Source organism: Rhizobium sp. CCGE531 (genome assembly GCF_003627795.1).
GTDB lineage: Bacteria > Pseudomonadota > Alphaproteobacteria > Rhizobiales > Rhizobiaceae > Rhizobium.
The window spans coordinates 1,546,552-1,565,573 of record NZ_CP032684.1 but is presented as its reverse complement, the minus strand read 5'-3'; the positions used below and the strand labels follow the sequence as shown (position 1 = coordinate 1,565,573).

22 protein-coding genes are annotated in these 19,022 nt (G+C 61.0%); 8 read left to right on the top strand and 14 right to left on the bottom strand.

Annotation, left to right across the window (positions count from 1 at the left end):
• Window positions 1-12 precede the first annotated feature (12 nt).
• The 6 genes from CCGE531_RS07665 to CCGE531_RS07640 form a co-directional block, all read right to left on the bottom strand.
• Window positions 13-453, bottom strand: coding sequence for a DUF2155 domain-containing protein (locus CCGE531_RS07665; RefSeq protein WP_120666600.1), 441 nt, complete (start codon window positions 451-453; stop codon window positions 13-15).
• A 120-nt stretch (window positions 454-573) separates the two neighbouring features.
• Window positions 574-972: an NADH:ubiquinone oxidoreductase subunit NDUFA12 gene (locus CCGE531_RS07660; RefSeq protein ID WP_120663649.1), complete on the bottom strand. Its 399-nt coding sequence runs from the start codon at window positions 970-972 to the stop codon at window positions 574-576.
• 106 nt (window positions 973-1,078) lie between these two features.
• Window positions 1,079-1,546 carry a GNAT family N-acetyltransferase gene (locus tag CCGE531_RS07655; protein ID WP_120663648.1) on the bottom strand — a complete coding sequence of 156 codons (468 nt, stop codon included), beginning with the start codon at window positions 1,544-1,546 and terminating at the stop codon, window positions 1,079-1,081.
• 20 nt (window positions 1,547-1,566) lie between these two features.
• Window positions 1,567-2,070: a GNAT family N-acetyltransferase gene (locus tag CCGE531_RS07650; RefSeq protein WP_120663647.1), complete on the bottom strand. Its 504-nt coding sequence runs from the start codon at window positions 2,068-2,070 to the stop codon at window positions 1,567-1,569.
• 3 nt (window positions 2,071-2,073) lie between these two features.
• Window positions 2,074-3,579, bottom strand: a complete 1,506-nt coding sequence (gatB, locus tag CCGE531_RS07645) for an Asp-tRNA(Asn)/Glu-tRNA(Gln) amidotransferase subunit GatB (RefSeq protein ID WP_120663646.1) — start codon at window positions 3,577-3,579, stop codon at window positions 2,074-2,076.
• 88 nt (window positions 3,580-3,667) lie between these two features.
• Window positions 3,668-4,177 carry a GNAT family N-acetyltransferase gene (locus CCGE531_RS07640; RefSeq protein ID WP_120666598.1) on the bottom strand — a complete coding sequence of 170 codons (510 nt, stop codon included), beginning with the start codon at window positions 4,175-4,177 and terminating at the stop codon, window positions 3,668-3,670.
• Window positions 4,178-4,477: 300 nt separating this feature from the next.
• On the opposite strand from CCGE531_RS07640, the gene CCGE531_RS07635 reads away from it, so the two are divergent.
• Window positions 4,478-4,735: a YjhX family toxin gene (locus CCGE531_RS07635; protein WP_120663645.1), complete on the top strand. Its 258-nt coding sequence runs from the start codon at window positions 4,478-4,480 to the stop codon at window positions 4,733-4,735.
• A gap of 71 nt (window positions 4,736-4,806) precedes the next feature.
• Here CCGE531_RS07635 and CCGE531_RS07630 read toward each other — a convergent pair whose 3' ends face one another.
• The 4 genes from CCGE531_RS07630 to CCGE531_RS07615 all read right to left on the bottom strand — a co-directional run bounded on the left by CCGE531_RS07630 (window position 4,807) and on the right by CCGE531_RS07615 (window position 9,624).
• Entirely contained in the window at window positions 4,807-6,804 is a 1,998-nt protein-coding gene (locus tag CCGE531_RS07630) for a DUF4139 domain-containing protein (RefSeq protein ID WP_120666596.1), read from the bottom strand.
• 213 nt (window positions 6,805-7,017) lie between these two features.
• A complete protein-coding gene (gene gatA / locus CCGE531_RS07625; protein ID WP_120663644.1) occupies window positions 7,018-8,499 on the bottom strand; it encodes an Asp-tRNA(Asn)/Glu-tRNA(Gln) amidotransferase subunit GatA in 1,482 nt (493 codons plus the stop codon).
• 59 nt (window positions 8,500-8,558) lie between these two features.
• The gene (gene gatC / locus CCGE531_RS07620) at window positions 8,559-8,846 is read right to left on the bottom strand and encodes an Asp-tRNA(Asn)/Glu-tRNA(Gln) amidotransferase subunit GatC (RefSeq protein WP_120663643.1); all 288 of its coding nucleotides are present in this window, start codon (window positions 8,844-8,846) and stop codon (window positions 8,559-8,561) included.
• 67 nt (window positions 8,847-8,913) lie between these two features.
• Window positions 8,914-9,624: a metal-dependent hydrolase gene (locus CCGE531_RS07615; RefSeq protein ID WP_120663642.1), complete on the bottom strand. Its 711-nt coding sequence runs from the start codon at window positions 9,622-9,624 to the stop codon at window positions 8,914-8,916.
• Between the two features lie 116 nt (window positions 9,625-9,740).
• Here CCGE531_RS07615 and ruvX point away from each other — a divergent pair, with 116 nt between their 5' ends.
• The gene (gene ruvX / locus CCGE531_RS07610) at window positions 9,741-10,235 is read left to right on the top strand and encodes a Holliday junction resolvase RuvX (protein ID WP_120663641.1); all 495 of its coding nucleotides are present in this window, start codon (window positions 9,741-9,743) and stop codon (window positions 10,233-10,235) included.
• On the opposite strand, the gene CCGE531_RS07605 is transcribed toward ruvX, so the two are convergent.
• Window positions 10,172-10,504 (bottom strand): DUF6105 family protein, encoded by a 333-nt coding sequence (locus CCGE531_RS07605; protein ID WP_120663640.1) that lies wholly within the window; start codon window positions 10,502-10,504, stop codon window positions 10,172-10,174. The two genes, ruvX and CCGE531_RS07605, sit on opposite strands and share 64 nt — an antisense overlap.
• Before the next feature lie 66 nt (window positions 10,505-10,570).
• Between CCGE531_RS07605 and CCGE531_RS34175 the strand changes: the two genes are divergently transcribed.
• Both CCGE531_RS34175 and CCGE531_RS07600 read left to right on the top strand, forming a co-directional pair.
• Window positions 10,571-10,819 (top strand): hypothetical protein, encoded by a 249-nt coding sequence (locus CCGE531_RS34175; protein WP_162943827.1) that lies wholly within the window; start codon window positions 10,571-10,573, stop codon window positions 10,817-10,819.
• Entirely contained in the window at window positions 10,777-11,691 is a 915-nt protein-coding gene (locus tag CCGE531_RS07600) for a hypothetical protein (protein ID WP_162943862.1), read from the top strand. Before CCGE531_RS34175 ends, CCGE531_RS07600 begins: the two co-directional genes overlap by 43 nt.
• Window positions 11,692-11,746: 55 nt before the next feature.
• Here the strand turns inward: CCGE531_RS07600 and CCGE531_RS07595 are convergent, their stop codons facing one another.
• The 3 genes from CCGE531_RS07595 to CCGE531_RS07585 form a co-directional block, all read right to left on the bottom strand.
• The gene (locus CCGE531_RS07595; protein ID WP_120663638.1) at window positions 11,747-12,397 is read right to left on the bottom strand and encodes a TetR/AcrR family transcriptional regulator; all 651 of its coding nucleotides are present in this window, start codon (window positions 12,395-12,397) and stop codon (window positions 11,747-11,749) included.
• A 103-nt stretch (window positions 12,398-12,500) separates the two neighbouring features.
• Complete coding sequence (locus CCGE531_RS07590; RefSeq protein WP_120663637.1) at window positions 12,501-13,118, bottom strand: GNAT family N-acetyltransferase; 618 nt, start codon at window positions 13,116-13,118, stop codon at window positions 12,501-12,503.
• A 2-nt stretch (window positions 13,119-13,120) separates the two neighbouring features.
• The gene (locus CCGE531_RS07585; RefSeq protein ID WP_120663636.1) at window positions 13,121-14,779 is read right to left on the bottom strand and encodes an acyl-CoA dehydrogenase family protein; all 1,659 of its coding nucleotides are present in this window, start codon (window positions 14,777-14,779) and stop codon (window positions 13,121-13,123) included.
• Window positions 14,780-14,963: 184 nt separating this feature from the next.
• Here CCGE531_RS07585 and CCGE531_RS07580 point away from each other — a divergent pair, with 184 nt between their 5' ends.
• The 4 genes from CCGE531_RS07580 to dprA are packed head-to-tail and all read left to right on the top strand — an operon-like array spanning window position 14,964 to window position 19,005.
• Window positions 14,964-15,920 carry an aspartate carbamoyltransferase catalytic subunit gene (locus CCGE531_RS07580; RefSeq protein WP_120663635.1) on the top strand — a complete coding sequence of 319 codons (957 nt, stop codon included), beginning with the start codon at window positions 14,964-14,966 and terminating at the stop codon, window positions 15,918-15,920.
• Complete coding sequence (locus CCGE531_RS07575) at window positions 15,917-17,206, top strand: dihydroorotase (RefSeq protein ID WP_120663634.1); 1,290 nt, start codon at window positions 15,917-15,919, stop codon at window positions 17,204-17,206. Before CCGE531_RS07580 ends, CCGE531_RS07575 begins: the two co-directional genes overlap by 4 nt.
• A 30-nt stretch (window positions 17,207-17,236) precedes the next feature.
• The gene (gene plsY / locus CCGE531_RS07570; RefSeq protein ID WP_162943861.1) at window positions 17,237-17,857 is read left to right on the top strand and encodes a glycerol-3-phosphate 1-O-acyltransferase PlsY; all 621 of its coding nucleotides are present in this window, start codon (window positions 17,237-17,239) and stop codon (window positions 17,855-17,857) included.
• On the top strand, window positions 17,857-19,005 hold the full coding sequence (gene dprA / locus CCGE531_RS07565) for a DNA-processing protein DprA (RefSeq protein ID WP_120663632.1): 1,149 nt from the start codon (window positions 17,857-17,859) through the stop codon (window positions 19,003-19,005). Before plsY ends, dprA begins: the two co-directional genes overlap by 1 nt.
• Window positions 19,006-19,022 lie beyond the last annotated feature (17 nt).

Genomic DNA, 19,022 nt, shown 5'->3' with positions numbered 1-19,022 from the left:
TCGTGAAAGCGATTATTTCGCGCCGGCGCTGTCCGGCGGCGGAAGGTCGGACTTCTGCTTGCACTCTTTCAGCCAGACGTCATAGATCGGGTGCTCGACGGCATTGAGGCCGGGGCTGTCGGCGAACATCCAGCCGGTGAAAATGCGCCGGATGCGACGGTCGAGCGTAATTTCGTCCACCTCGACGAAACCGTCCACCTTCTGCTGTTCGGTTTCGTCTCGCGAATAGCAGGCGCGCGGCGTGACCTGCAGCGCGCCGAACTGCACCGTCTCATTGACATAGACGTCGAAGGTCGTGATGCGGCCGGTGATCTTGTCGAGGCCGGAGAAAACGGCAACTGGGTTGGAAATGCGGGCAGCCTCTGCAGTGGAAACCGCCATAATGCCGGCAAAGAGAGCAAGGCCAGCTCCCGCCATTGCACGCAAAGAAGCGCTCCGCGTGGAAAACGTCATATCCGCCAATCTCCGCTTGATTTCGGTCAAGGCGCCGAGCAAAAGCCGGCATATGTCGCGCCTAAAGCCCAATTGTGGCCAAAGGACGAGCCGGCACTTCCGCTCAGTTACCCGGGCCGCTCAGTTGCCCGGCGTCCAGGCGTCGTAGTCGCCGGTCACGCGCGGACGCTCACCGGCAACGGCGAGAGAACCCGGCGGACGGTAAGCCTGCGGCGAGCCTGTGGGGTTGGCGCGATGTTCCTTCTGCCAGTCCTTGGCAACATAGTTTTCCCTGGTCGGCGGAACGTCGGTGCGATGATGCATCCAGCCGTGCCAGCCCGGAGGAATGGCAGAGGCTTCCGCATAGCCTTTGTAGATCACCCAGCGCTTCGGAAGGCCATAGGAGGACATGCCGCCTTCGTAATAGACGTTGCCGAATTCATCCTCGCCGACACGCTTGCCAAACCGCCAGGTCGCGAACCGCGTCCCCATGGTCTGACTGTTCCACCAGGTGAAGGTCTGTACGATGAGATTCCACATGTCTTTTCCTCGATACCCGCTGAGGGGCGAGCGATACCAGAATTCGATAGTCTGCTTATGCCGCCACTGAACCTGCTTGTCCAGTGATTCCAGCAGGCAAACGACCTCATTTCAATGTCATCTTGAAGCCCAGATGCGTCGGCTTGAAACCCAGTCTTTCATAGAAGCGATGCGCATCCTTGCGCACCGCATTCGAGGTCAGCTGCACCATCCGCATGCCGCCAGCCTTTGCCTCGTCGATGCAGAAATTGATCATCGCCACCCCGATCCCCTGCCCGCGCATGTCAGCCCGCGTCTGAACAGCTTCGATGACCATCACGGACGATCCCCGCCCATACAGCGAGGTGACGACGATCGTCTGGAATGTACCGACGATCTCGCCGGCAAGCTCGGCGGCGTAGAGCGTCTGGTTCGACGACGCGGCGATGGTGCGAAAGGCGCGCAGATAATTGTCATAGGCGGAAGGATCGGCCGTATCGCCGTGGCTGCCCATGCTGTCGGCGGCGAAGAGCTCAATCAAGGAAGAAAGGTCGGATTCTTCCGCTTCGCGGATCACAAGGCGGGCATCTTCCATGAACGATCTCGTCTATTCTTTCAGTGACCCGTCAGTGGCTTTTCAAAAACCAGCGCCGGAATGCCCGATTGCCCATTCCCGCAATTTTCCGTGTGGCCGACCTCGACGAAGCCATGCGCCTTGTAGAATGCGATTGCAGGTTCGTTCTGCGGCTCGACTTCCAGACGCATGACCTCCGCATCCGGAAAGCAGGTCTCCAGTTCCGCGAAGATGTCACGGCCGATACCCTGACGCTGATGGCTCGGGCTGACATAGAGCATGTAGAGCATAACGGTCTTGGTCATCTCTTTGGACATGGCAGCATAGCCCATGCCGCCGATCGTCCTGCCGTCATCGGCCACCAGGAATTCGGAATTCTTGTTCGCCAGTCGCGCTTTCAGCGAAGCCGGCGAATGCCAGGAGGCGTGCAGTTCGTCGACCTTTTCCGGCCCGTAGATCCGGTCGTAGGTCGCATGCCAGGTCTCGCCGAGCAGAGCGCGGACCTTTTCCAGGTCCTGCTCGCTGGCGGTGCGGACGAAGAACACCGCTTATTCCTCTTCGATGCCGAGCTTGGCCTTGACCAGCGCCTGCACGGCCTGCGGATTGGCCTTGCCGCCGGTCGACTTCATGACCTGGCCGACGAACCAGCCGGCAAGCGTCGGCTTGGCCTTGACCTTGGCGACCTGATCCGGGTTGGCGGCGATGATCTCGTCGACGGCCTTTTCGATCGCGCCGGTATCGGTGACCTGCTTCATACCACGCGCTTCGACGATTTCGGCGGGATCGCCGCCCTCGTTGAGCACGATTTCGAACAGATCCTTGGCGATCTTGCCGGAGATGGTCTCGGCCTTGATGAGATCGATGATCGCGCCGAGCTGAGCGGGCGAAACCGGAGTCTCTTCAATGTCTTTGCCTGATTTGTTCAGAGCGCCCAGCAAGTCGTTGATCACCCAGTTGGCAGCCATCTTGCCGTCGCGGCCAGCCGCAACAGCTTCGAAATAATCGGCGATCGCCTTTTCCGAAACCAGAACGGAAGCGTCGTAGATCGAGAGGCCGAGCTCGCGAACGAAACGCTCCTTCTTGTCGTCGGGCAGTTCCGGCAGATGCTCGGCAAGCTTCGCAACGAAGGCGTCGTCAAATTCCAGTGGCAACAGATCCGGATCAGGGAAATAGCGGTAGTCATGCGCATCTTCCTTGGTGCGCAGGGAGCGGGTCTCGCCCTTGTTCGGATCGAACAGGCGGGTCTCCTGGTCGATCTTGCCGCCATCTTCCAGAATGCCGATCTGCCGGCGCGCTTCATATTCGATCGCCTGACCGATGAAGCGGATGGAGTTGACGTTCTTGATCTCGCAGCGCGTGCCGAATTCGCCGCCCGGACGGCGAACGGAAACGTTGACGTCGGCGCGCATGGAGCCTTCGTCCATGTTGCCGTCGCAGGTGCCGAGGTAGCGCACGATCGAGCGCAGCTTCGTCATATAGGCCTTCGCCTCGTCGGACGAGCGGATGTCCGGCTTGGAGACGATTTCCATCAGCGCAACGCCGGAGCGGTTGAGATCGACATAGGACATGGTGGCGTGCTGGTCGTGCATCGACTTGCCGGCATCCTGTTCCAGGTGCAGGCGCTCGATGCCGATCTCGATATCCTCGAACTGGCCCTGGCGATCGGGACCAAGGGATATGACGATCTTGCCTTCGCCGATGATCGGATCCTTGAACTGCGAGATCTGATAGCCCTGCGGCAGGTCGGGATAGAAATAGTTCTTGCGGTCGAAGATCGAACGCTTGTTGATCTGAGCCTTCAGGCCAAGACCGGTGCGCACGGCCTGCTTGACGCATTCCTGGTTGATGACGGGCAGCATGCCGGGCATGGCGGCATCGACCAGCGACACGTTGGAATTCTGCGGCTTGCCGAACTCGGTCGAGGCGCCGGAGAAGAGCTTGGACTTGCTCAACACCTGGGCATGGACTTCCATGCCGATAACGATTTCCCAATCGCCAGTGGCACCGGGAATGAAGCGTTTCGGATCTGGCGTGCGGACGTCGACAAGGGTCATTGGAAGCTCTTGAAATGCTGTTCTTCTGAACTTTGTGAGGTAGAGCAATTGGCGAGACGGCGCAAGGCTTTCGGCATACGGCGATGTGCTATATGCCCGGTCCGTAGGCGCCATCGCTCTCATCGACCAGCGATTTCGAAAGCCCCACGGTCGGCACGTCGCTGTCGAGCTTCGGGGAATAGACAATCGACAGCCAGTGGATCGCATAGCCGCGCGCCCTGAAGAAGGCTATGGCGTCCGTATTCCCCGCATGGCTTTGCAGGGAAACCTTTTCCAGCCCCTGCTCGCGCACGTCCTCTTCGATCCGCGCAAGCAGAGCGGAGCCGAGGCCTCGCCGAACGAAATCCGGATCGATCCAGAAATCGGAGATCGCCTCGTCCAGCGCCTCGCGCGCGGCCCAGCCGACCGCCTCGCCATTCAGCTCTATGACGGTGATCGTCAGCCAGAGATTGCGGGTGAAATTCGTAAAGGCTTCGCTGGCGCTTTCCAGCAGCTCGCCTGGGCTTCCGATCGAGCCCATGGCCTGCTGCCAGGAGCGCAGGCCGATGCTTGCCAACACCGCCGTTTCGCCTTCATGGGCATTGCGAATATGGATCATCGAGCCCCCGCCATTTGTGACCAGTAAAGCACCGGCCAAAGGCTTTTGCCAGCGGCGAGATTCGCCGGCAGGCCGCCAAGCCAAAGACACCTATTGAGTTGAACTTGACCGCGAGGCGCAACCTGTTTTAGAAAAGATGTATCAATGGAGTTTTGATGTCTAACTTTTGTCAGCCCCGGTAAAGGCCCCGCCCGCAAGTCTTCTTGCGTGCCGGGCCTGAAAAACGAAGCCCCGACTTCCCCAAGGGAAGGCTCGGATCGTTTTTGTGCGCCCTTTGGCGCTATACGGATTCTGACAACAATGGACATTTCCCGCGCCGAACAGCGCATCCTGCACCTGCTCGCCCAGGGCGGGCGCATCGAAATCGAACGCAGCGAAAACAAGAAGATCGAGACCGCTCACTGCTTTACGCGAGACGGCTGGGTCTACCCTGATTTCGACATCGACCTCTTCCGCCGGCTGAAACGCCTCAAGGCCATCAAATCCACCGACGGTCATCCCTACCGCATCAACGAAAAGGGATTGCGGCTGGTGAGGGCGCAGTTGAACAATCGATAGGCCAAACACGAGAGCCGCCCGATGGGGCGGCTCTCACCGATTGATGCCGGTGATATGTGGATGCGCAGCGATCAGAAGGTCCTGATGATCTCCGCCACCTGGTCGCCCAGGCGATCGCTTTCCCCTTGCACCGCAGCGCGTTTTTGGCCGACCGCAGCGATTTGGTCTTCGCTATCTGCGAGACCCTTCAGATAGCGCTTCTTCAGATCGCTATTGTCAGGCACGGCGCCGATATTGCGCCTGATACGCTCCTGCTCATTGGTGATTTTCTCGATTTCGCTATCAAAGCCCGCCAGACCGTTCTGGGCGACGACCTGCTTCTTGCGCGCCTCCGCCAGGTTTGCGAGCTTGTCCGTCAGTGCCTTGTCGTGTGTCGAAGCAGACCATCCAAGCAGCATGTCCGGCTCCGCATCGACCAAAGCGTAACTATTGCTCTGAAGCTGTTCGTCGACGGCCGTCAGCGTCTTTTCCGTGCCGGCCGGCACCACCGTCTTCAGCCGCTGGTGCGTTGCCGTCTTGCCGAAGCCTTCGGCCGAAGAGAACGACCAGCCGTCCCTGATCGGGTGCTCGACGACAACGGTTCTTTCGCCATCGAGTGCCCCTGAAACGGTGTATGTCGTCGTCTGGCGATATTTAACGACGGCCTGCATCATGCCATCGGAAACCTTCAGGGAGGCAATCTCCTCCGTCGGCGTCTGCTGTTCGCTGATCGATACCTTTCGATCGGTCGCGAAACTGGCGAGGCGCGTGTCCTCCTTGGGCAGCGCCGATAGCTGGGAATCGCCGATATAGCCGGTCTTGCTATCGTATAGCGTCAGAATCCCCGGCGGCATGCTGACCCCGGTGGTGTTCTTGAGCATCACGGCGGCGATGGGATTGCGATAGCCGCTGCCGGCCCGATACATATCCACCGTGTCGGCCTCCACCTCCGCATCCATGATCGGCACCGACAAGGTGTCGCCATTAGCCAGATCATAGGTCCCAGGAAGCTCGAAAGTGGCCGAGATATCGCTTTCGGTCGCGGCGGTGGGATTGGCGACGACAATTTGCATTGGCGCGACCGGACTTTCCGGCTCGTCAGCCGCGTATTCCTTTCTGCTGACGCCGCCCATTATTGCTTTGGCAGGTGCGGGCGCGGCCCGCTCCTCGGCATTCGAAGCGAGACGCCGCCTGTTGGAGAGGTCTCCGCTGTCGGGATCAGGGACATTGTTGGACGCCGTGTTAACAGGCACTTCCTGCCGCTCTCTCCAATAAAGCTGGTGCAGACCCTGTTTCAGCGTCACCGGCTCGGCCGAGGTCAGCGTCAGCTTGATGCCCCTCCAATCCTCGCCGCTGGCGTTTTCCAGCACCGTCCATGCCTGCAAGTGCGCCTTGTCATTTCCCTCGATGACGACCTTGTAAGCTGTTTTCCAGATCGGAGACGGGACGACATAGGTCAGGCCGATATCGCCGCTGTTTCCCGCACCGTTCACCTTGACATCGACGGTGCGGGTGCGATCGTTCTTGCCACGGGCAATGGCGGCTGCCGCCTTGGCAAGTTTTGCTCTCATATCCGGATCATCAAGCCGAACGGACGCATCCTCGCCGAGCGCCAGCGTCTCCACCGCGCCATCCCTATCGATAACGGTCAGCAGGTGAACCGTCGCTTTCTCGTCGGCCTTCCTCGTCTCAATGCCCAGAATGTTTCCTTCAACGGTCTTGCCGCCGCTGGTGACCGACACCTTGGCGCCCTGCATCGATGTCAGAAGCGACGGCACGGATGAGAGCGCTTCCAGACTGAACGGCAGGCCCTTGAACGTCTCCTGCAACGGCTGCGGCCCCGCCAGCGACATGCCGGCCACCGAGCCCGCCGACCCGTTGACCACAAGGCTCTTGAGGATATCGTCGACCTGATCGAGGGGAACCTCGATCCGGATCACGCCGTCGCTGTTGACATCAGCCGATCGGGAAACCTCGGCCAGGCCGCCCGAGGACAGGGTAATGGATCGAATGGCCCCATTGTCGGCCGCCAGCGACATCGCTGGGAATGATGCGCCGAGGAGCAGGATCGCCGAGACTTGCTTGAGCATGAAGAGACCTTCCGATTCGGTTGCAGAGGACGAGACCAAGCGGCCCGCTGCAATTTATGATCGTATTTCGGTCTAAAATGTGATCGCGACTGAGCCGAATATTGGGATTTTTAAGTCTTGCGCCCAGCGCGTCGCCAGTCAATCAAGTGGCAAATCCGACCGCGCCGACCTTGTCATGATCGGCGGCGGTCATAGGTCTTAGAAGGATGGTACTTACCACCACTTCGCCGGCGTGAACTTGCCGGCGGCCTGTTCGATGACGTGGGCGGTCTTGAAGAGGGTTTCCTCTTCAAACGGCTTGCCGATGAGCTGCAGGCCGAGCGGCAGACCCTTCGGGTCGAGGCCGGCGGGGACGGCGATGCCCGGCAGGCCGGCCATGTTGACCGTCACCGTGAAGATGTCGTTGAGGTACATCTTCACCGGATCGGAAGCGAGATTTTCGTCGGCGATGCCGAAGGCCGAGGATGGCGTGGCGGGCGTGAGGATCGCGTCGACACCGGCATTGAAGGCCAGTTCGAAGTCACGCTTGATCAGCGTGCGAACCTTCTGCGCGCGCAGGTAATAGGCGTCGTAGTAACCGGCCGACAGAACATAGGTGCCGATCATGATGCGGCGCTTCACTTCCTGGCCGAAGCCGGCAGCGCGCGTCTTTTCATACATGTCGACGATGTCCTTGCCGTCGACGCGCAGGCCGTAGCGGACGCCGTCGTAGCGGGCGAGGTTCGAGGATGCCTCCGCGGGCGCAACGATATAATAGGCCGGCAGCGCATATTTCGTATGCGGCAAGGAGATGTTGACGATCTCGGCGCCGGCATCCTTCAGCCAGGCGATGCCCTGCTGCCAGAGCGCTTCGATCTCTTCCGGCATGCCGTCGACGCGATATTCGTTGGGAATGCCGATCTTCATGCCCTTCAGCGACCGGCCGAGCGCGGCTTCGTAATCCGGCACCGGCAGATCGACCGAGGTCGTGTCCTTCGCATCGACGCTTGCCATCGACTTCAGGAGGATGGCGGCATCGCGCACGTCGCGGGCGATCGGGCCGGCCTGGTCGAGCGACGAGGCGAAGGCGACGATGCCCCAGCGCGAGCAGCGGCCGTAGGTCGGCTTGATGCCGACGGTGCCGGTGAAGGCGGCCGGCTGGCGGATGGAGCCGCCGGTATCGGTGGCCGTCGCGCCGGCGCAGAGGTGCGCTGCAACGGCAGCGGCCGAACCGCCGGACGAGCCGCCGGGAACGAGCTGCTGGTTCGAACCCTCGGCGCGCCAGGGGTTGATCACCGGGCCGTAATAAGAGCTCTCGTTGGAGGAGCCCATGGCGAACTCGTCCATGTTGAGCTTGCCCAGCATGACGGCGCCGTCGTTCCAGAGGTTCTGCGTGACGGTCGATTCATAGTGCGGCTCGAAACCGTCCAGGATGTGGCTGCAGGCCTGCGTATGAATGCCTTCCGTGCCGAACAGGTCCTTGATGCCGAGCGGAATGCCTTCCAGCGCACCGGCTTTGCCTTCCGCAAGGCGGGCGTCCGACACCTTGGCCATTGCAAGCGCCTTTTGCGGCGTCACCTTCACATAGGCATTGAGCTGACCGTTGGCCGCCTCGATCGCCGAGATATAGGCTTCGGTCAGTTCGGTGGCGGTGATTTCCTTGGCACGCAGCTTGTCGCGGGCTTCGGCAATGGTCAGGCTGGTCAGTTCGCTCATTTTGTTTCGCTTCAGATCTGGAATTGGGCAACGGGTCGGAACGGGCTCGAAGGGAACCGTTATTCGACGACTTTGGGCACCAGGAAGAAATTCTGATCGGTATTCGGCGCATTGGCGACGATGTCGGCGGCCTTGCTGCCGTCGGTGACTTCGTCGATGCGCTTCTTCATTGCCATCGGCGTGACCGAGGTCATCGCCTCGACGCCATCGACATTCACTTCGGAGAGCTGCTCGACGAAGCCCAGAATGCCGTTCAGCTCACCCATCATCCGCTGCGCTTCGTCTTCGTTGACGGCGATGCGGGCAAGATGGGCGACGCGTTTGACGGTGGCGAGATCGACGGACATGGCATTCTCCGGATAGGATTTTTCCTATCGCTATAAAGGCCATGTCCGCCATACGCAACGGGTATCGTCAGGCAGAAACGCTCTCGCCCACCTTCGGCGCCGCCACCGCGGTCTTGGAACCTTCCACGCCGGCGATGAACTTTTCCGGCGTCTGGTCGATGATCGGGAAAGTGCCGTAGTGACAGGGGATGGCGGTCTTGAAGTTGAAGAAGCGCTGGCAGGCGAGCGCTGCCACGGCACCGCCCATGGTGAAGCGGTCGCCGATCGGCACGATGCCGATATCGGGCTGATGCAGCTCGTTGATGAGACCCATATCCGAGAAGATGTCCGTATCGCCCATGTGGAACAGCGTCGGCTCGTCGTCGAAATGCAGCATCAGGCCGTTCGCATTGCCGAGCGCGTGGGAAACGCCGTCCTCGGTGATCTGCGCGGAGGAATGCAGCGCATTCGTAAAGGTGGCCGAGAAGCCGCCGAGGCCGACCGTGCCGCCGGTATTGCCCATTTCCAGCTTTTCCACACCCTTGGTGTTGAGCCAGGAAGCAAGATCGGCATTGGCAAGAACGACCGCGCCCGTGTCCTTGGCGATCTGAACCGCGTCGCCGACGTGGTCGGCATGGCCATGCGTCAGCAGGATATGGGTCACGCCATCGGCGACGTCCTTGATGTTGAGGCCAGCGGCGGCGAAAGAGGAATTGTAAGTCAGGAAAGGATCGATCAGTATTTTTGCCCTAGGGGTTTCGATACGAAAAGCGGAGTGGCCGAGCCAGATGATCTTCATTGGATTTCTCCTTATGACTTGATTTGAAATGGTTGGGTGGTGTCTAGGAGATATCCCAAACCGCGGCAAAGAAAAGCGGCTTTGGCTTCAATTTGTTTTGACGAGAGCGAGACCTGATGACGACGCTGACCATCGAAGACCTAGCCGCGACGCTCCTGCCCGGCCAGCCGATTGCCGGCCTCGACCTCGGCACGAAGACGATCGGGCTTGCGATGTCGGATCTCGGCCGGCGCTTTGCAACGCCTCGCCCCGTCATCAAGCGGGTGAAGTTCACCCAGGATGCCGTGATGCTGCTCGCCTTCGCCGAGAAGGAAAAGGTCGCAGCCTTCGTCATAGGACTGCCTGTCAACATGGATGGCTCCTCGGGGCCGCGCGTGCAGGCAACGCGCGCCTTCGTGCGCAGCATGTCGGATAAGACAGCCCTGCCCTTCATCTTCTGGGACGAGCGGCTTTCGACCGTAGCGGCCGAGCGGGCGCTTTTGGAAATGGACGTCTCGCGAGCCAAGCGCGCCGAGCGCATCGACTCGGCGGCGGCGAGCTTCATTCTTCAAGGTGCTTTGGACAGGCTGTCGGCGCTCGGGAGAGAAAGCTTGCCCGATCTCGACGCGTGACGGCGCTTCCACCACGCGATAATGGCGGCGCGACGGCGAAAGCCGAAGATCGCAAAGACAAGCAGGCTGTCGAAGGCAATGGCGCGGGCGACCAGAGGCGGGATGGTTTCCGGCGGGATGCCGAGAATCTTGCCGTAGATATCGAACACCAGGTCATGCATCTGCCGCGTCAGCATGAAGATGCCGAAGCTCATGTCGTAGTACGACAGATAATACCATGCCCCGAGAAACGAGACCGGCCCGGCCCAGCCAATCAACAACCACTTCATGCGGTACCCCTTCGACGCTGAAATTGCGTCGTGCCAGCCGAAAGGACGAACCAGTTCGACAACGCCATGGCGCTCAACACCATCGCGGGCAGCGTTATATCTAGTGCAAGCACGGCGAAGAACATCATCGCCGCGACAAGAAACACTAATTTTGCGGGTTTTGACCCCATGGCTGCACGCTTGATGGTTAACTCTTCGTCTTCCGACAGTGACGAGTTAACCGCTGCGGCGCAATGTAAACCAATTGTTAAGGTTAATGGCGGAGCGGGCTTGTGGATATCTCCAGCTGCCGTGCCTCTAAAAATGGTTGCATGAAAGAGGGCGTGGCGATAGCAATTAATCCACTGCTTCCGGAGTTTTTCATGGCGATCCGCTTGAGCTTTTGTGCAACCCTCTGGCTAATCACCGCAGCATTTTTTCTGCCCTTGGTTGCCATCACATCGGCGTCCGCAAGCAAGCAAACGCCCGAAGAGCGACCGATGAATTTTGCATTGGTCCAGAACGGCAATTGTCAAGAAAGCTGTGTCCAATGGATATCTGCTGAAGGCAAGATTATGGCCGACACGCCAAAACGATTTAAGAGACTGCTGAAGAACCTTGGAGGTAAAAAATTTCCCGTAGTATTTCAGTCTCATGGTGGAGATGTGGATGCCGCACTCTCTGTCGGACGTATGATCCGAGCTGCCGGACTCGATACTGCGGTGGGCAGAACACAGTTGAACGACTGCCCAATGCTCGATCCGCGCTGCACGCAAAAGATCATAAGGGATGGGTGGTCTAAAGGTGAAGTTCACGCTGGAGGGGCGTACTGTTTCTCAGCTTGCCCGTTCGCCTTAGCAGGAGGCAAGGCACGTGCTGCGGCTACCAACGCGTATGTTGGCGTTCATCAGCTTACAAACGGCCCAAGTCACGAAGAGACGGGAAAAAGAAGGCTCGATGTGATATCGACGAAAATCGATCCAGAGCTGAATCGGAAGCTTGCTATTTACCTCGATGAAATGGGCGTCAGCAGTAATGACGTCTTCGCCATGATGGGACTAGCGACTCCGAAGGGTATCTACTATGTCCAGAGCGCCGAGGCGCTCAAATCACACGTCATTACGAGGATCTTCTCGTCCACCGACGAGCCGGGCTATGTTATCCGAGGAATCGGTGTCAAAACATCAGCCGTACCCAATGAGTTCTGAGAGGCGCAATGTCACCTCACGAGCGCCGAGGATATCTCCCGGATAAGCCCCGGCATCAGCCGTAGACGCCGCGCACGATCCGCTTCAGGGCTGTTGCCGCCTTCTCCCAATCCTTGCCGTTTTTCAACGCGAGACCGGCGCATTGATCGCTGACGGCTGACGCCAGCACGATGTGCTGGATGGCGGCGAAGATCATGGCGTTGACCGCCTGGGCATCGACGCCTTTGGGCGGCACCAGCGAGCCACGCATACGCTCGATCCAGCCGGCGAGCGCCTTGGAACGCGCCTCCGACAGGCGGCGCACCTGCTCGCTGCTTTCGGAGACCTCCCAGGCGACGATACGGCGCATCAGCGGATCGGCGCGCAAGGCATCGAGAAACAGAAGCGAGAGCCGCTCCATCAGATCGCCATAGGTGAGAAGAAACATGCCGCCGGTGTCATCGGGAATGCGATCCGTCACCCAGCTGCCGAGATCGGTGCCTATGGCTTCCACGAGGCCGTTGAGACCGCCGTAATAGCGGTAGATCAACTGCTTGTCGCAGCCGGCGCCGCGGGCAACCGCATTGATGCCGAAATTCTGGAACCCCTCCTCCGCCAGCAGCCGCTTGGCGGCATCGAGGATCGCCTGCTGGGTGGCGGCACGATTGCGCACGCGCTTTTCCACGACAGGCACTTCCAGGGGGTTTTTAACGGCAGCGTTTGCCATCGATTCGACTCCAATCTGTCACCGAGCGGTGAATAGCAAGCCGGATCGCCTCGAACAACAAAGCCTTCGGGCTCTGGTCCGTCAAACCGCGCGAATCCACAGATTAGAGAAACTGAGCAAACCATATCGTGGTCTCGGACGCCAGACCCGGCGGCAGTTCCACGGGAACGAAACCGCGTGACGACCAGAACCGGACGCCGCCATGATTGCTCGTGTTGGCGCCGAGATGTACGCCCTGGACGCCATTGGCTCGAGCATTCGCCAGCCAGCGATCCAGCAATGCCGTACCGATGCCTTTGCCCTGGGCACGCGGCAGCAGGTTCATATGAATATGTGCGGGGAATCGTTCGATAAGGAGAGCGGGCGCCTGCTTGGGATGATGGATGGCCGATATGCGCTCCTGATCCGCATCCCAGAGCGCCGGATCGCCTTCAGGGTCCGCATAGCGCTGCCGCAGATGCGGCCACCACTCGCGCTCCATCAGCTCCTCGAACGCCACGGTATCAAAGACGCCGGCAATGTAACCGAAGACACCTTCGTCATCCTCGGCCACGAAAACCAGCTCGGGATGAAGCGTGGCGTAGGGCGCGGAATAGATGTGGCCGATCAGCCGGCCATCACGATGAAGCGGAGCCGCATCCTTGCCGGCATCGCCCGTCGCGAGCGAGATGGCATAGAGTTGGTCGATGTCGTCAGGTCGAACGGTGCGAATGGAAACCATGCTTACGTAGCCGGTGGATACAGCAGATCGACGATGTAGCTGGCGTCGAAGCGTGAATCGAGCATGCCGTAGGTCGCACGCCAGCCGCCGGCCAGACGGGTTTCGATGAAGGCATCGGCGATCTTGCCGGCTCCGAGGCGATAGAGCTCAGCCGCGCCGGCCGCGAGTGCCATCTGTTCGACCAGCAGGCGGGCAGCGCCCTCATCCTGCTCGCAGAGCGCCATGGCTGCGCGCAGGACTTCGATGGTCTTCTTGCCGGCAGGCCCGAGATCGCGGGCGAGACCGGCAAAGACGGTTTCGAACAGGTCCCTGCCCCGGTTCAATACGCGCAGCACGTCAAGCGCCATGACATTGCCGGAGCCTTCCCAGATCGCATTGACGGGGGCTTCGCGGTAATGGCGGGCGATCGGGCGCTCCTCGATGTAACCGCTGCCGCCGATGCACTCCATCGCCTCGTAAATCAGCGCAGGCGCGATCTTGCAGCACCAGTATTTGGCAACCGGCGTCATGACGCGGGCATAGGCCGCATCCTCGCTGCTGCCGCTTGCCTTGTCGAAGGCTTCGGCCAGGCGGAAGGCAAGCGCGGTCGCGGCGGCAACGTCTAGCGCCATATCGGCGAGCACGCGCGTCATGATCGGCTGGTTGACCAGCATCTTGCCGAAGACGCTGCGGCCGCGCGCATGATGCACGGCTTCGGCAAGCGACGCGCGCATGATGCCGGCAGACGCCACCGCGCAATCGAGCCGTGTCAGCGTCACCATATCGAGGATCGTGCGGATACCGGCATCGGGTGCCCCGAGCAGGAAGCCGAACGTATCGGTGAACTCGACTTCGGAGGAAGCATTCGACCGATTGCCGAGCTTATCCTTCAACCTCTGGAAATGCAGGCCATTGGCCGAGCCATCTTCCAGAAGACGCGGCACGAGGAAGCAGCCCATGCCATCCTTGGTCTGCGCCAGCATGATGAAGGCATCGCTCATCGGCGCCGACATGAACCATTTATGGCCCGACAGCCGGTAGATGCCTTCGCTGACCTTGTCGGCCGTCGTCCTGTTGGCGCGCACATCCGTGCCGCCCTGCTTTTCCGTCATGCCCATGCCGATGGTAACGGCGCTCTTCTGCATGGCGGGCTTGTTGGACGAATCGTACTTTCGCGACAGAATCTTCGGTGCCCAGTCCTTCTGCACGGCCGGCGACGCCATCATGGCGGCGACCGAAGCGCTGGTCATCGTCAGGGGGCACAGGTGACCGCATTCGAGCTGGGCCGTCAGGTAAAAGCGAGCGGCGCGCACCTTGTGCGACTGGCCCTTGGCCTCGGGGTCGGCCTGCGCATCCCAGATCGAGGAATGCAGCCCCATCGCCATGGAGCGGCGCATCAGCGCATGCCAGGCGGGATGGAATTCGACGACATCCAGACGCTCGCCACGCGGACCATGGGTGCGCAGCTGCGGCGCGCCCTGGTTCGCCATGCGTGCCAGTTCCTGCGCCTCGTGCGACGTGACGAACCGGCCGTGCTGCTCCAGCTCTTCACGCGTCGAACGCGGCAGACCGGAGGTGAGATCGACGATCAGCGGATCGGAACGATAGGCATTGATGCCGGTCCAGAGGCTCGGCTGGTTCAGGTCGGCAAAGGGGTCGTCAGTCCGGGTCTGTTGGGTCATGAATCGCTTTTAGAGCAAGAAGGTTGCAAAGGGAAACCGGAAGTTATGTCTCCCACGGCGTGGCTCGTGCAGCGGGATTCGGGCGAAATTGCATGGGGAACAAGCGTGCTCGGCGCACACCCCCGCTTGCCCCATGGGCGCTCCCTCTTTATAGACCGCCTGACGAAATCCAGAGGGCAGGTTCATGGTCTTCTTTCCCCACCGCCACCTCATCGGCATCAAGGGCCTTACCGAACAAGATATCACCTATCTTCTCGACAAGGCCGACGAGGCGGTCAAGATCAGTCGCCAGCGCGAGAAAAAGACGTCCACGCTTCGCGGGCTGACGCAGATCAATCTCTTCTTCGAAGCATCGACACGCACGCAATCCTCCTTCGAACTGGCCGGCAAACGGCTCGGCGCCGATGTGATGAACATGTCCGTCGGCAACTCTTCCGTCAAAAAGGGCGAGACGCTGATCGACACGGCGATGACGCTGAACGCCATGCGACCCGACGTGCTTGTCATCCGCCACTCGAGCGCGGGTGCCGCGGCACTTCTGGCGCAGAAGGTGTCCTGCTCCGTCGTCAATGCCGGCGACGGCCAGCACGAGCATCCGACCCAGGCACTCCTCGACGCGCTGACCATCCGCCGCGCCAAGAGCAAGCTCTCGCGCATCATCGTCGCGATCTGCGGCGACGTGCTGCACTCGCGCGTTGCCCGCTCCAACATCCTGCTTCTGAACGCCATGGGCGCACGCGTCCGCGTCGTGGCACCCGCCACGCTGCTGCCGGCCGGCATTGCCGACATGGGCGTCGAAGTCTTCCATTCGATGAAGGAAGGACTGAAGGACGCCGATGTCGTTATGATGCTGCGCCTGCAGCGCGAACGCATGTCCGGGGCCTTCGTGCCCTCGGTGCGCGAATATTACCATTTCTACGGGCTCGACGCCGAAACGCTCAAGGTCGCCAAGGAGGATGCGCTCGTCATGCATCCGGGTCCGATGAACCGCGGGGTGGAAATCGCCTCCGAAGTGGCCGACGGCCCGCAAAGCGTCATCGCCGAACAGGTGGAAATGGGCGTCGCCGTGCGCATGGCTGTCATGGAGACCCTGCTCGTTTCACAGAACCAGGGACCTCGCACCGAGGGAGTGGACGCATGAGCAACTCGATCGTCCTCCAGAACGTCCGCATCATCGATCCCTCCCGCGATCTCGATGAGGTCGGTGCGATCATCGTCGAAGACGGCGTGATCGTTTCGTCGGGCAAGGATGCGAAGAGCCATGCCGCTCCGAAGGGTGCGACCGTTCGCGACTGCAGCGGCCTCGTTGCCATTCCCGGCCTGGTCGATGCGCGCGTGCATGTCGGCGAGCCCGGCGGCGAACATCGCGAAACCATCGCCTCCGCCAGCCGTGCGGCAGCGGCCGGCGGCGTCACCTCCTTTATCATGATGCCGGATACGGATCCGGTCATCGACGACATCGCGCTTGTCGAATTCGTCAGGAAAACGGCGCGCGACACAGCCGTCGTCAATGTCTATCCGGCAGCGGCCCTCACCAAGGGACTTGCCGGCGAGGAGATGACGGAAATCGGCCTTCTGCGGGAAGCCGGAGCCGTTGTGTTCACCGATGCCCATTCCGGCATCCATGACAGCCAGGTCCTGCGTCGCATCATGACCTACGCGCGGGAATTCGGCGCGGTGATTTCCTGCGAGACGCGCGACAAATATCTCGGCGCAAACGGCGTCATGCATGAAGGCCTGCTTGCAAGCTGGCTTGGCCTCTCGGGCATTCCGAAAGAGGCTGAGCTGATCCCGCTGGAGCGCGACCTTCGCATCGCGACGCTGACACGCAGCCATTATCATGCCGCCATGATTTCAGTGCCGGAATCGGCAGAGGCCATCCGCCTCGCCCGTTCGCGCGGCGCCAAGGTCACCTGCGGCATCTCGATCAACAATCTCGCGCTCAACGAGAACGACATCGGCGAGTACCGCACCTTCTTCAAGCTCTACCCGCCGCTGCGCTCCGAGGACGACCGCACGGGCATGATCGAGGCGCTGGCAGACGGTACGATCGACATTATCGTCTCCTCGCATGATCCGCAGGATGTGGATACGAAGCGCCTGCCGTTCGGCGAGGCCGAAGACGGCGCCGTGGGGCTCGAAACGCTGCTTCCGGCGGCACTCCGGCTCTATCACAGCGGCCAGGTCAGCCTCATGCGCCTCGTTGACGCGCTCTCGACTAGGCCGGCACAGATCTTCGGGCTCCCCGCCGGCACGCTGAAACCTGGCGCCAAGGCCGATATCGCGCTTGTCGATCTTGACGAGCCTTGGCTTGTCGCCAAAGACATGCTTCTGTCGCGCTCGAAGAATACACCCTTCGAAGATGCGAGGATGAGCGGCCGGGCGGTTGCGACCTATGTCGCCGGCAAGCTGGTTCACAGTCTCTAGGGTAAGCCTGGGGTTTACGGAGAATAAGACGTGATGGCGGATTTCTGGACTTGGCAGCTTACCCCGCAGACCGCGCTGGCCGGCCTCGTCATCGGCTACCTGCTCGGCTCGATCCCCTTCGGCCTGCTGCTGACGCGCATGGCCGGCCTCGGCGACGTCCGCAACATCGGCTCCGGCAATATCGGCGCGACCAACGTGCTGCGCACCGGCAACAAGGGGCTTGCGGCGGCCACGCTGCTGCTCGATGCCTTCAAGGGCACGGCCGCCGTCCAGATAACAGCGCATTTCTTCGGCGGTGATGCCGGTGTACTTGCCGGTTTTGCCGCCTTCATCGGCCATATCTTCCCGGTCTGGATCGGCTTCAAGGGCGGCAAGGGCGTCGCGACCTATCTCGGCATCTTGCTGGGCCTCGCGCCGCTGATGGCGCTGATTTTCGCCATCGTCTGGCTGGTCATTGCCTTCACCACACGCTACTCCTCGCTTTCCGCATTGGTTGCAACCCTTGTCATACCGGTTGTATTGTGGATATTGGGCGTCGACAAGATCGCCGCCGTCATGGCGCTGATGACCGTCATCTCCTGGTACAAGCACAGGGCCAACATCATCAGGTTGACCACCGGGGCGGAAAGCAAGATCGGAGCGAAGGGGTAATGGACACAGGCAGCGCAAGACGGACCGGAGTTGCGCTGACCGAAAGACAAAGGATCGCCTGGCTCAGGCTCATCCGCTCCGACAATGTCGGGCCATCAACCTTTCGCGATCTCATCAATCATTACGGCTCCGCCGAAGCAGCACTTGCCATGCTGCCGGAGCTTTCGCAGCGCGGCGGCTCGACGCGCGCCATCCGCATCGCCGACGAACGGGACGCATTGCGGGAACTGGAGGCGGCACATCGTTTCGGCGCGCGCTTCGTCGGCATCGGCGAGCCGGACTATCCTCCCGCCCTTCGGGAGATCGACGGCGCGCCGCCGCTTCTGGCCGTCAAAGGCAGCATGCCCACAGCGACACGCCCGGCAATCGGCATGGTCGGCTCCCGAAATTCTTCGATCAGCGGCGCCAAATTCACCGCCATGATCGCGCGCATGTGCGGCGACGCAGGCTATGCCGTCGTCTCGGGCCTTGCGCGTGGCATCGATACGGCCGCCCATCGCGCCAGCCTCGAAACGGGTACGATCGCTGCTTTGGCGGGTGGGCTCGACCAACCCTATCCACCCGAGAATATCGGCCTGCTGAACGAGATATGGGACGGCAACGGGCTCGCCGTCAGCGAAATGCCGTTCGGCTGGGAGCCTCGGGCCCGCGACTTCCCGCGCCGCAATCGCCTGATCGCGGGTATCTCGCTCGGTGTCGTGGTCGTAGAAGCCGCAACCCGCTCCGGCTCGCTGATCACGGCGCGTCTTGCCGGGGAATTCGGCCGGCTTGTCTTTGCCGTTCCCGGCTCGCCGCTCGATCCGCGCTGCGAAGGCACCAACGGCCTGTTGAAAGACGGCGCGATGATCGCGACGACGCCGAACGATATCATCGAGGCGCTGCGGCCACTCGCCGAGCCGGACCTCTTTCGCCCGCGCCCGGCCGAAGCGCCCGTCGAAAGGAGCAAGCCGCTTTCCTCGCCGCCCGATGATGCCGAGCGTGACCATATCGTCGAGGCGCTCGGGCCGACGCCGGTCGAAATCGACGATATCGTCCGCCATACCAGCCTGCCGATATCGGCTGTTCATTCCGTCCTTCTCGAATTGGACATGGCCGGGCGGCTTCATCGCCATCCCGGCGGACTGGTCTCGATCTCCATGCTGGATTGAAAATTGTGACACGCGTA